This window comes from Crenobacter sp. CS_VA4 (genome assembly GCF_055597485.1).
Genome location: NZ_JBVMAE010000001.1, coordinates 188382 through 201047, shown reverse-complemented (window position 1 = coordinate 201047; position 12666 = coordinate 188382). Strand labels below are relative to the sequence as shown.

Annotated in this window: 8 protein-coding genes and 1 pseudogene; 2 read left to right on the top strand and 7 right to left on the bottom strand. The window is 65.6% G+C overall.

What is annotated here, in order from left to right; translation table 11 throughout:
* Positions 1-3: 3 nt before the first annotated feature.
* Complete coding sequence (gene eda / locus ACZ2IA_RS00975; protein ID WP_470290683.1) at positions 4-636, top strand: bifunctional 4-hydroxy-2-oxoglutarate aldolase/2-dehydro-3-deoxy-phosphogluconate aldolase; 633 nt, start codon at positions 4-6, stop codon at positions 634-636.
* A 1055-nt stretch (positions 637-1691) separates the two neighbouring features.
* Positions 1692-1871 (top strand): annotated as a pseudogene (locus tag ACZ2IA_RS00970) (ATP-binding protein); the annotation flags it as partial.
* Positions 1872-2098: 227 nt separating this feature from the next.
* On the opposite strand, the gene ACZ2IA_RS00965 reads toward ACZ2IA_RS00970, so the two are convergent.
* The 7 genes from ACZ2IA_RS00965 to argH form a co-directional block, all read right to left on the bottom strand.
* Positions 2099-2434, bottom strand: coding sequence for a hypothetical protein (locus tag ACZ2IA_RS00965; RefSeq protein WP_470290682.1), 336 nt, complete (start codon positions 2432-2434; stop codon positions 2099-2101).
* A 326-nt stretch (positions 2435-2760) separates the two neighbouring features.
* Positions 2761-4698 carry a ribonuclease catalytic domain-containing protein gene (locus ACZ2IA_RS00960; RefSeq protein WP_470290681.1) on the bottom strand — a complete coding sequence of 646 codons (1938 nt, stop codon included), beginning with the start codon at positions 4696-4698 and terminating at the stop codon, positions 2761-2763.
* A gap of 175 nt (positions 4699-4873) precedes the next feature.
* Positions 4874-5644, bottom strand: a complete 771-nt coding sequence (locus ACZ2IA_RS00955) for a DeoR family transcriptional regulator (protein WP_470290680.1) — start codon at positions 5642-5644, stop codon at positions 4874-4876.
* Between the two features lie 222 nt (positions 5645-5866).
* A complete protein-coding gene (locus ACZ2IA_RS00950) occupies positions 5867-7468 on the bottom strand; it encodes an EAL domain-containing protein (protein ID WP_470290679.1) in 1602 nt (533 codons plus the stop codon).
* Positions 7469-7695: 227 nt separating this feature from the next.
* Complete coding sequence (locus ACZ2IA_RS00945; RefSeq protein WP_470290678.1) at positions 7696-9276, bottom strand: EAL domain-containing protein; 1581 nt, start codon at positions 9274-9276, stop codon at positions 7696-7698.
* A 211-nt stretch (positions 9277-9487) separates the two neighbouring features.
* Positions 9488-11071 carry an ABC transporter substrate-binding protein gene (locus tag ACZ2IA_RS00940; protein WP_470290677.1) on the bottom strand — a complete coding sequence of 528 codons (1584 nt, stop codon included), beginning with the start codon at positions 11069-11071 and terminating at the stop codon, positions 9488-9490.
* A gap of 195 nt (positions 11072-11266) precedes the next feature.
* Positions 11267-12649, bottom strand: a complete 1383-nt coding sequence (gene argH, locus ACZ2IA_RS00935; protein WP_470290676.1) for an argininosuccinate lyase — start codon at positions 12647-12649, stop codon at positions 11267-11269.
* Positions 12650-12666 lie beyond the last annotated feature (17 nt).

Sequence of the window (12666 nt, the reverse complement as noted above, 5' to 3'; positions counted from 1 at the left end):
ACGATGACGATCGACGCGCTTTCCCTCTTGCAAGACGGCCCGGTGATGCCGGTGATCGTGCTGTCCGACCCCGGCCTGGCGCCGGAACTCGGCCGCGCGCTGGTCGACGGCGGCATCCGCGTGCTGGAAGTGACGCTGCGCACCAAGGGCGCGCTCGCCGCGATCAGCCGGCTGCGCGAGGAGGTGCCCGACGCGATCGTCGGCGCCGGCACGGTGCGCACCCGCGCGCAGTGGGAAGCGGCGCTGGAAGCGGGCGCGCAGTTCGGCGTCAGCCCGGGCCTGACCGGCGAGCTAGCCGCGGCGGCGCGCTCGAGCGCCGTGCCGTTCATCCCCGGCATCGCCACCCCGTCCGAGGCGATGCGCGCCGCCGACGAGGGCTTCCTGATCCAGAAACTGTTCCCGGCCGAGGCGGTCGGCGGCGTGAAGCTGCTCAAATCGCTGGCCGGTCCGCTGTCCGAGCTGCGTTTCTGCCCGACCGGCGGCATCAGCGAAAAGAACGCCGGCGACTACCTGGCGCTGCCGAATGTGCTGGCGGTGGGTGGCTCCTGGCTGACGCCGGACGACGCGATCGCGGCGCGCGACTGGGCGCGGATCACCGAATTGGCGCGCGGCGCGCGGGCATTGCGCGAGCGCTGAGCGAAACGATTTCTCCTTGTGTTTTTTGTTGCATTTCTCTCCCAAGGGCGACCATGTGTCGCCCTCTTTTTTTGTCTGGTGGGGTAGGGAGGTTGGCCGAATCGGATGAGTCTTGCTCGGCCAACGTTGTAGTGGGGTAGGAGTGTCGGGGGTGTTGCTGAGGGCCTCCGTGTGGGTGATTACGGAACGATCAGAAGGTTGGCCGAAAGGTTGTGGGAGCCTGTTTTCTCAGGCTTGTTAGGATGGCGGAGGCGACTTGCGCCGCCATCTGGTAGTGCGTTTCTGCCAACGTTGGCGGGGGCGGTGGTTTTGTCGGTCTCGCCCGACTGGCGAGGTTCTTTCTTTTGTCTCGCCAAAAGAAAGAACCCAAAGAAAAGGCGACCCCACGACGCCGGCCCGCTACGCGGGCTGCCCTGCGGGCGCCACGGCCAACGGGCGGCTGCGCAACTCGCGCCGACTGCGTCGGCACTCGGACAGTGCTCGCCGACATCCCCCCGTTGGCCGTGCCGTCCTCGGCGGCGTCGAAGGGGAATTGGCAGTGGTAGGTGGCCGTCGTGAATTGGCTTGGAAAATCAGTGGGTTGTTTTGGAGTAGGAGGTGGGTGTGGATAAAGCCACTGAATGGATGGCTGCTGTGGATAAGCCGCAAGGTTGGCCGAAAGAGCCTGATGCGTGATCCACCGGATAGTGGTCGGCTTCGGCCAACCTTCAAGTAACCGGAAGCCGTTCAGTGGCTTCTTCCAAATCCATTGCCGCCACAATCATCCTGCCCATCCCCCTTTGCGCTGCCGAGCGATCGTCAAGCGGCCAGGTTTTAAGCCGCCGCTTGTTCGAGCGGGCGGACGTTAGCCGCCCGCGAGTTCGGCGGCGCCTGGCCGCTTGGGCAGGTGCGAGGGAAGCCGAAGGCCAGCGCATCGGGGTCGCATTTTCTTTGGGTACTTTCTTTTGGCGAGACAAAAGAAAGTACCTCGCCAGTCGGGCGAGACCGACAAAGCTGCCAGTCCCGCTAACGTTGCCTAAGTAGAACCCAAGACTCCGCCCCCCGGCCAGTCAACAAAAAGCTCGCTGACTCTGTCGTCGAATCTGCTATTCAGTCAGTACGGTAGCACCTTTGCTGACGATGCCACGCTGACGGCGGCGATGCTGGATCGACTGCATGCATCATGCCCATATGTGAGCATGAGCGATGAAAGCTACCGGCGGAAAGATAAGCGAAAAGCGGGGACGGTCAAGAAAGTGACGGCCACCCCAGAGTGCCTGGGTGGGGCAAATTTACTCTGCGATTTACGGCCAAAGTGGGTCAGATTTCAACCGGCGTTGACAACAGGGGCCTGTGCAATCTGACCGCGACTCTGCCGCACTGGCACCGGTCGTGAGCCGGTGGGTGCTTTTGGGGTGACCTACTCCGGCTGAACAATCAGCGGGTCTGCCTTGATGTCGGCCATGGTGTCTGTTTTGTGTGATCAATTGCCATATGGACTGTAGTTGTGATATGGACTGTAGATCGTCGGAGCGCTCTCCCCTTTGCTGTAGTCATACCCACAGTTGGGTGCGCAGTTATTGGCGGCATTGCCGCCTTTACCACGACCATGCTTCTTGTTCTTAGCGGTGCGCCCGGCACGGACATCGTTATCCGACATCCGTTGCATTTCCTGCTGTGTAAAAAGATGGGGGGGCGGGGCGGGGGGATCCGCCTTGATGGTCTCGCTCTGGTAAGGCTCAACGGGTGCTGCCTGAAAAGGCTCGATCGCGAAGCTTGGCTGAATCATGCATGCTAGAACCAATGCAATCTTCTTCACATTCATCTCCTTGCAAGCCATGAGCATGGCCGTTCTTAACGACATTCAGGCTGCCGCACTGGCGGCAGCAGGCCGTGCCGCGAGCCGCATCCGGCACCCGGTTAGGAGAACATGGCAGCTCGTCGCTTCTCTAGCCGCCGGAAAAGGTCGTCGAGCTGCTCTGTTGTGAGTTGACCGGCCCACTTGAGCATTCGCTTGCACTATTCCGCCCGCATCGTCGCGCTCCTTGTCCTACTTGAGTATTGACGAAATCAACACGTAACGCGAACAGAGCCAACAAAAAAGCCGACCCCTCGGCCGGCTTCTTCCAAACAGTGTAACGCAGCTTACCCCGCCTGCAACGCGCTCTCGCTGACCGCTTCCACCTCGACCACGCCCCCGGCACCCACCTCGTCCGCGCTCTCCTCGGCCAGGTCCTGATGACCCTCCAGCCCCAGGAAGCGGAACTCGATCGTCAGCTCCAGCTCGTCGATCCGCATCACACCGAGCCGTACCGTGTCGCCCGGCGCCAGCGTCGGCAGACCCGGCACGCGTACCCGCATCGGCAGGCCGTTCAGGCGCAGCAGGTCTTCCTTGATGAAGTTGGCGGTGATCTCGCTGACGCCTTCCTGGGTGAACCAGCGCAGGCACCAGAAGTACTCCAGCCGGTCCTGGAAGCCCAGATACGCGCTGTACGCCGCGTCGAAGTCGCGCAGCACCGCGAACAGCATCGCGTCGCCCTGCTCGAACTGCGGCGTCTCGCCGCGGATCATCGCGGTCAGCTGGCGCTGGTTGACGAAGTCGGCGGCGCGACGCAGCGGCGAGGTGCTCCACGCGTACTGCGCGACCCCCAGGCCGACGTGCGGCTCGGCCTTGGTGGTCATCCGCACCTTGCCCATCGTCTGCGCGCGATACAGCGCCGGGATGCCGGCTTCGGCCAGCATGCGGCCCCACTCGCTGTTGGCGAGGATCATCAGCTCGGACACCAGTTTGTCCATCGGCGCGCCGCGCTTGCGGGTGGTGATCTGTACCTTGCCGTCGATCACGGCGAAGTTGTAGTCGCTCTGCACCGGGCGGCTCGGGTCGTGCTTGCCGCGGAATTTCTCGCGCGCCACCGCGAACTGCCACAGCCAGACCAGTTCATGCTTGAACGCATAGTCCGGGCCGAAGCCGGCTTCGGCCAACGTTTGTTCGTTGAACACCTGCTCGAGCTGGTCGTGGCGCAGGTTGGCGGCGATGCGCACCTTCTCGATGCGGTTTTCATAGCCGACCGGTTCGAACTGAGGTGTCACCTCGACGTACAAGCTCAGCGCCGGGCAGGCTTCGCCTTCCTGCAGCGTGAACGCCTGCACCAGCTCGTCCGGCAGCATGGTGATCTTGTCGCCCGGGAAGTACACGGTCGACAGGCGCTGGAACACCACCCGCTCGATCTCGGAGCCAGTGGCGATGCCGAGCGTCGGCGCGGCGATGTGGATGCCGACGCGCTTGTTGCCGTTGGGCAGGTCGCTCACCGACAGCGCGTCGTCGATCTCGGTGGTGGCGGCGTCGTCGATCGAGAACGCGGCGACGTCGGCGGTCGGCAGGTCGTCGGACGGCGTCGGCACCGGCAGTGGGCCGAAGCCGCGCCCTTTCGGGAAGTGCTCCATCAGGAAGCCGGCGAGCAGGTAGTCCGGCACCGACGGGATGCCGCCGAGCGCGGCGGCGAGCTTCAGCGGCGACAGCGCCTTCTTCTGGCAGGCGGCGTCGAAGGCCTTAAATTCGAGCGTCTGCTTGTCCGGGCGGTGCAACAGCGTCATCAGCTGGCTCTTGATCGCATCCGGCAGCTGCCCCGCGACCATCTCTGCGACCCAGGCGTCGATCTGTTCCTGTTCGCGTTTCTTCTTCTCGATGCCGGCGAGCGCCGCGCGCAAGGACTCTTCCGGCGCGGCCTTGAAGCGGCCCTTGCCCTTCTTGTAGAAGTACATCGGCGTGCGGTAGATCGCGATCAGCGTCGCGGCGCCCTCGATGGCGTTCGGCTTATGGCCGAAGTACTCGCTGGCGATGCTGTCGAAGTCGAACTCGTCGTCGCCGCACACTTCCCAGAGGAAGTCGACGTCGATCTCGTCGGCCTGCGCCTCGGCGGCCGGCAGGAACTCGGCCAGTGCGCTGGTGAATTCGATCATCACGTTGGCGGCTTTGATCTTGGCGCGCTTGCCGTGCAGGGTGTCGACCTGCAACGAGGCGTCGTTCTTGGTCACCACGGTGCCGACCTTGAAGGCACCGCTTTCCTCGTAAAAAATATTCATTGCGCGCGCTAACAGTGTGGAGCTGGAAGGGGGCGATTATAACAGCGCAGCGGCCCTGCCCGGCAGCCGCCCGACGACGGGTGGCCGGGCCGGTGCCGCCGGTAGCGCGTGCCAATGACAAAGCCGCCGCTCCCCTCCTGGACGAGGCGAGCGGCGGCTCGGGTCGGACCGGCGCTTACAGCGGGGCGGCCAGGAACAGCTTGACGTTGTGTTCGTTGAGCAGCTTCTTCAGCGGCTCGGGCGGCTCGTTGTCGGTGAACACCGAGTGGAACTCGCTGATGTGGCCCATCCGCACCAGCGCGTTGCGGCCGAACTTGCTGTGGTCGGCGGCCAGGTAACGGTGCCGCGCGTTGACCATCATCGCCTGCGCGACGCGCACTTCGCGGTAGTCGAAGTCGAGCAGCGAGCCGTCCGGCTCGATGCCGGAGATGCCGAGGATCGCGTAGTCGACCTTGAACTGGTTGATGAAGTCGAGCGTGGCGACGCCGGTGACGCCGCCGTCCGAGGCGCGGACCGTGCCCGAGGTGATCAGCACGGTAAAGTCCGGGTTGGCCGACATGATCGACGCGACGTGGATGTTGTTGGTGATGACGCGCAGCCCCTTGTGGGTGTTGGTCAGCGCCAGCGCCACCGCCTCGATCGTGGTGCCGATGCTCATGAACAGCGAGGCGTGGTCGGGGATGCTCTCGGCGATCATGTCGGCGATATGCGCTTTTTCGCTCTGGAACTTCCCCTTGCGCGCGAAGTAGTCCTCGTTTTCCACGCTGCTGCCGAGCGCGGCGCCGCCGTGGTAGCGACGCAGCAGGTTGGCCTCGCACAGCTGGTTGATGTCGCGGCGGATGGTCTGCGGGGTGACGTCCAGCAGCCGGGCCAGTTCTTCGATCGGCATGAAGCCGTTGTCGCGGACCAGCTGCAGGATTCTATCGTGTCGAGGGGATCGGCTCATGATGGTTCGAAAGCGAAAATTACGTCACTGTCTTTAACATAGTTGTTGCGACGTGAGCAAATCCGGGCGCGTGCTTTCTTCAATTTCGATACACAAAGGGCGATTTTGATGGACGCTCTGATCCTGGCTATTGACCAAGGCACTACCAGCACTCGCGCGATGCTGTTCGGCGCCGCCGCGACGCGCGCTACGCCGGCTGGCGCGAGGCGGTCGGGCGCACGCTCAGCCGCGACTGAACACCGGCTCGGCCGGCGCCGGCAGGTCGGCGGCGCCGCTGTCGGCGAGGTAGCGGCCGAACGCGGCGCAGTCCATCGGCCGCGCGTACAGGAAGCCCTGCAGCAGCGTCACCTGGCGGGCGCGCAGATAGCCCACCTGGCGCTCGGTCTCCACCCCCTCGGCCACCGTCACCAGCTTCAGCTGGCGACCCAGCGCGATGATCGCGTCGAGCACCGCGCTTTGCGCGTCGCCCCGGATCGTCGCGACGAAACGGCGGTCGATCTTCAGGTAATCCACCTTCAGCTCGGTCAGGTAGGCGAGGCTGCTGTGGCCGGTGCCGAAGTCGTCGATGGCGATCTTCACTCCCTGCTCGCGCAGCCGCTGCAAGGTCGCCTGGGTAGCGCCGGTCGACTCGAGCGCGACCCGCTCGGTCAGCTCGAGCACGATCCGTCCCTGGCTCGCCGCGACCGCCTGTTGCAGCAGCCGGCTGTCGGTGACCAGCGCCGGGTCGGCGAGCTGGCTCGGGCTGATGTTGATGCTCAGATGGAAGTCCGGCGGCAGCACCAGGCCGGCGAGGTCCGTGGCCACCTGACGCATCAACAGCGCGGTGGCGGCGGCGAGCTGGCCGTTTTCCTCCAGCTGCGGAATGAAACGGTCGGGTGGCACCAGCGTGCCGCCATCCGGCTGCCAGCGCATCAGCACCTCGGCGCCGACGCAGCGGCCGCTGCGGGTGTCGATCAGCGGTTGGTAATAGGGCAGGAATTCCCGGTTGCGCAGTGCCTGTTCGAGCCGGCTACTTTGCGAGCGCCGACGCCGCAACGCGCGGCGGGTGACGATGCCGACCACGACGCCGACCAGCAGCAACAGTGGCAGCTTCATCTGCAGCTCGTCGGCGATGTGGCGCCACAGCACACTGCGCTCGGTGTAGCCGAGCACGCTAAATGGGTAGCGGGTCGAGTCGACCTGCACCATCAGCGCATCCGGCTTCGGCAGGTTCGCCAGCAGCTGTTCGCCCAGGTACAGCTGCTCGCCGATCACCAGGCCATGGTCCTGCAGATTGTTGAGCAGCACCCGGCGCAGAAACGGCCGCAGCAGCCGCATGTCGAGTGAGGCGAGCACGCTGTGGCCGTCGGGCAGGCGGCGCAGCATCTCCAGGCTGGCCCGGCCCTCGCCGATCAGCGGGCGTGGCGCCAGCCACAGCGTTTCGGGTCGGGCGAAGCTCAGCTGCGGCATGTCGACGTCGACCCGGCCCAGCGAAGTCAGGCAGTACAGGCTCCGGCCGTTGATCACCCCGATCGTCCGTACGTAGGGGTTGGCCGCGACCACCGGGCTGAGCCGGGTACGCAGCTGCTGGCAGGGCAGCGCGACCAGCGGCTCGACCTGACGCAGCGTTGTGCCGACGTCGTCGAGCAGCCGGTCGATCGCCAGCTGGCTCAACCGGGCGTTCTGCAGCGCCTGCTGCTTCACCTCCCGCTGCATGCCGTAGCCGAGCAGCCAGGCCGCCAGCAGCGCCGCGCAGACGCCGGCCGCGAGCGTGATCAGCCAGTCGCGGCGATGCCGGGCGCTGGCGGTCGGTCCGTGGGAGAACAGGGAGGAGAGAGGCTTCATAGAAAGAGGAAAGGCCTCCCGGCTGGCACGCCAACCCCCGGCGGCGACAGTAGGGCGCGGGCTGAAGGGGTCTCAGTCAACGATCGACTCAGAATGGTGAGTGGCGGCGTGCCGGCTGTCGAGCGCGCAGATCAAACTTTCCGTTCAATCAGTAAAAAATGAAGACACGATTATTAACTAAACGGCCAGAATAGTGAATTTAAATAAAAGCCGCTGTGACAAAAATGTCAGCGAATTGAAAGTGTTTGCTTGCCATCGAGATAGTCGCGCAACTGCTCGACGGGCATCGGTCGGGCGATCAGATAGCCCTGCAGGAAACTGACGCCACATTGCAACAGGTAGCCGCGCTGCGCCGCGGTTTCCACTCCCTCGGCGACCAGCGCCAGATTGAGCCGGCGTCCCAGGTCGATGATCGCGTCGAGCACGGTGACGCCGAGCGAATCGCGGCCGACCGCGCTGACGAAGGCCTGGTCGATCTTCAGGTAGTCGACGTTGAGCTTGTGCAGGTAGGCGAGGCTGCTGTGGCCGGTGCCGAAGTCGTCGATCGCCAGCTGCACGCCGAGCTCGCGAAGCCGGCGCATCGCCTGCTGCACCGCCTCGTCGTCGTCGACCATGTGCCGTTCGGTCAGCTCCAGCACCAGCGTGACGCCGTGCGGCGCCAGGGCGGCGAGGAAGGCGCGGCAGTCGTCGATCAAGGACGGTTCGAGCAGGTGGGCGGGGGCCAGGTTGATGCCGACCTTGAAGTTTGCCGGCAACGTCAGCGGCTCTAGCTGCGCCGCGACATTACGCAGCAGCTGCCGGGTGATCGGCAGGATCAGCCCGGTCTCCTCGGCGATCGGGATGAACAGGTCGGGGCGGATCAGTCCCTTGTCGGGATGGCGCCAGCGGATCAGCACCTCGACCCCGGCACAGCGGCCGGTCTGGCTCTCGATCACCGGCTGGTAAAACGGCTCGAACTCGTTCTGGCGCAGCGCGCGCGTCAGCTCCCGGTCGGCCGAATCGCGCCGGGTCAGCAGCCGGTAGCTCAGCACGCCACCGACGATCCCGCCGAGCAACAGCAGGCCGAGCAGCGGCGCGTAGTGCTGCCAGAAGAAGCGGTTCAGGGTCTGCCGGTCGACCCGCACGGTGGCGCTCAGCGCCGGAAAGCGCGTCGAGCCGGCGTGGGCCTCGATCACTGGCGTGCTGCCGGCGGCGGACGAGGCCGGATGCACCGCGCCGTGGCGGTCCAGATGCAGCGCGCCGATGGTCAGGAAGGCGTCGCTCTCGGTGTCCTCCTGGGTCGGGACCAGCGTCTCGGCGACGAAATGGTTGAGCAGGCCGATCAACACCCCTTCGTTGCCGCGTTCGATGCGCAGCAGCAGCAGCGGCTGGTTCGGGGTCAACTTGTTGCCCGGCAGCAGTGCCAGGTTGCCGTTCCGGGCCAGTTGCGCGTGCGGGTAGTCGAAGACGGCCGCGCCGCTGAGCGACGAGCAGTAGGCCTGCTCACCGCGGTACAGCGACAAGGAGCGTACGTAGGGGGTCAGCGCGGCCGACAGCACCAGCTTCTGGCGGATCTGCGCGCAGTCCTTGTCGAGCAGCGGCAGCACCCGCAGACCGGTGCGCGCGGCACCGTCCAGCATCTCGTTGGAGCTCTGAATGATCTCGCCGGCGCGATAGCCGGCCTTGTTGTTCAGCCAGTAGCGGGCCTGGTAGTAGGCGATCCCCGCGCCGATCGCCGGGCCGAGCAGTGCGACGGCCAGCGCCGCGATCAGCGGCAGGCGACGGGACGGCGGAAAGACGGAACGGAAGGCCTTGAGCGTGGCGGGCATACGGATCGTCGGGCGTGGCGGAGCCCTAGTATAGGGGGCGGCGGCAAGCGGCCCAAGCCGCCGCCGTTGTTTAGAGTCGTGAACAAAACCCAGCGAAGCGATCCCGCTCGTCGCGCTGCCAAACAGTAGTCGTACGGCAAGGCAGCGCAACAACGCCGGGAGGGTTTTAGCTGCGCAGAAACTCGGCTAAGCCTCGTTTTGTTAGCGGCTCTCAACGCACGCTGATGTCCTCAAAGCTGGTGTTGAGCGGGCTGATCACCACGCCCTGCACGTTCTTGCGCGCCGCCTTGTACACCACCGTGTATGCGAGCGGGCTGAACGGCAGTTCGCGGCCGAACACGAGCTGCGCGCGCGAGTACAGATTGCTGCGCGCCTTGACGTCCTGCAGGCCGCGTGCCTGCGTCACCAGGCTGTCGTAGTCCTTATCGCACCAGCGCGCGCTGTTGCTGCCGCCGATCGCGTCGCAGGACAGCAAGGTGCCGAGCCAGTTGTCCGGGTCGCCGTTGTCGGCCGACCAGCCGAGCAAGGCCGCGTCGTGCTCGCCCTTCTTGATGCGCTTGTTGTATTCGCCCCATTCGTAGCTGACGATCTTCGCCTTGACGCCGACCTTCGCCCAGTCGGACTGGATCATCTCGGCCATCCGTTTCGCGTTCGGGTTGTACGGGCGCTGCACCGGCATCGCCCACAGCGCCACTTCAAAGCCCTGCGGCACGCCGGCGGCGCGCAGCAGCTTCTGCGCCTCGGCCGGGTTGTACGGTGCGCCCTTCAGCGCGTGGTAGCCCCACTGGCCCGGCGGGATCGGGTTGCTGGCGGCGATGCCGCTGCCCTGGTAGATGCCGGCGAGGATCGCCGGCTTGTCGATCGCCATGTCGAGCGCGCGGCGCACGTTCGCCTGGTCGAGGTAGCGCTTCTGCGTGTTGTAGGCGAGGAAGCCGAGCGTCATCCCCGGGCGCGAGATCAGCTGTACCTGCGGCGCCTTCTTCAACTCGGCGATGTCGTCCGGCTTCAGGCTGTCGGCCAGCTGGCATTCGCCGGCCTTCAGCCGCTGCGCCCGCACCGCCGAGTCCGGGGTGATCGCGAACACCAGGTTGTCGATCTTGACGTGAGCGGCGCGCCAGTAGCCCGGATGGCGCGCGTAGCGGATCGTCGCGTCCTTCTGGTAGCTCTTCAGCATGAACGGGCCGGTGCCGACCGGCTTCAGGTTGATGTCCTGCGGGCGGCCCTGCTTCAACAGCTGCTCGGCGTATTCGGCCGACAGCACCGACGCGAAGTCGGTGGCGAGGTTGGGCAGGAAGGCGCTGTCCGGCTTCTTCAGCACGAAGCGCACCGTGTGATCGTCGACCTTCTCGACCCTGTCGAGGTTCTTGTCGAGGCCGGCGTCGGCCACGTACGGGAACTCGGTCGGGTAGGCCTTGCGGAACGGCTGGTTCTTGTCGAGCAGACGCTGGAAGGTGAACAGCACGTCATCGGCGTTGAAGTCGCGGCTCGGCGCAAAGCCCGGGATGGTCTGGAACTTCACTCCTTGGCGCAGCGTGAAGGTGTAGGTCAGGCCGTCCTGCGACACCTGCCAGCGCGTCGCCAGGCTCGGGTCGAGCCGGGTGCTGCCCGGCGCGTAGTCGACCAGGCGGTTGTAGATGGTCGCCGACGAGGCGTGGAAGGTGGTGCCGGTGGTGAACTGCGCCGGGTCGAAGCCCTCCGGGCTGCCTTCGGAACAGTAGATCAGCGTGCCGCCGGCGTGGGCGGTGGTGGCGAGGACGAGGGCGGGCAGGGCCAGGCGGCCGACGGAACGCAGCATGATTGAGATCACCGGTCTGGGGATGGACCGATTAGTCTACTGGCTTATCGTTTCTGGTGGAAATACCCGCCGGCGATTGGATAATGTCGTTTGCTGCTATGTGGCTGGCATGCGACGCCGGCCGTTCGGCCAAGCTTGCGGGCATGAAAAAGGCCGGGACGAACCCGGCCTGTCTGCTGGTGTAACGGTAAGGGCTCAGCCGGCCAGCCGGGCGCGGTGGCGGGCGATCTGCGCGCGCACCTGGTTCGGCGCGGTGCCGCCGACGTGGTCGCGCTGCGCCAGGCTGCCTTCCGGGGTCAGCACCGCGAACACGTCCTCGTCGACCAGCGGCGAGAATTCGCGCAGCTTGTCGAGGCTCAGGTCGGCGATGTCGACGCCCTGCGTCTCGGCGTAGCGTACCGCCAGCGCCACCACCTCGTGGCTGTCGCGGAACGGCAGGCCCTTCTTCACCAGGTAGTCGGCCAGATCGGTGGCGGTGGCGAAGCCTTGCAGCACTGCGGCGCGCATGGTCTCCGGCTTCACCGTGATGCCGCGCATCATGTCGGCGTAGATGCGCAAGGTGTCGACCAGCGTGTCGACCGTGTCGAACAGCGGCTCCTTGTCTTCCTGGTTGTCCTTGTTGTACGCGAGCGGCTGCGACTTCATCAGCGTGATCAGCGCGATCAGGTGGCCGACCACCCGGCCCGACTTGCCGCGCACCAGCTCCGGCACGTCCGGGTTCTTCTTCTGCGGCATGATCGACGAGCCGGTGCAGAAGCGGTCGGCGATGTCGATGAAGCCGACGCGCGGACTCATCCACAGGATCAGCTCTTCCGAGAGGCGGGAGAGGTGGATCATCACCAGGGACGCCGCGGCGGTGAATTCGATTGCGAAGTCGCGGTCGGACACCGCGTCGAGCGAGTTCTGACAGACGTCGTCGAAGCCGAGCAACTGCGCGGTGTAGTAGCGGTCGATCGGGTAGGTGGTGCCGGCCAGCGCGGCGGCGCCCAGCGGCAGGCGGTTGACGCGTTTACGCACGTCGGCCATCCGCTCGGCATCGCGGGTCAGCATCTCGACGTAGGCGAGCATGTGGTGGCCGAAGGTGACCGGCTGCGCCACCTGCAGGTGGGTGAAGCCCGGCATCACCGTGTCGGCGTGCTGTTCGGCGAGGTCCAGCAAGGAGGCCTGCAGCTCGGTGATCAGGCCGGCGATGTCGTCGATCGCGGCGCGCAGCCACAGGCGGATGTCGGTCGCCACCTGGTCGTTGCGCGAACGGCCGGTGTGCAGGCGCTTGCCGGCATCGCCGATCTTGTCGGTCAGGCGCTTCTCGACGTTCATGTGCACGTCTTCGAGGTCGAGGCTCCAGTCGAAGCGGCCGGCGCGGATGTCGTCGAGGATCTCTGCCATGCCTCGGCGGATAGCGGCCAGGTCGTCGTCGGACAGTACGCCGGCCTTGTTCAGCATGGCGGCGTGGGCGAGCGAGCCGTCGATGTCGAACGCGGCCATGCGCTGGTCGAAGGTGACGGACGCGGTGTATTTCTTGACGAGTTCGGCGACCGGTTCCGAGAACCGGCCGGACCAGGCTTTGCTATCATGCATGACAATGTCCACCCAGG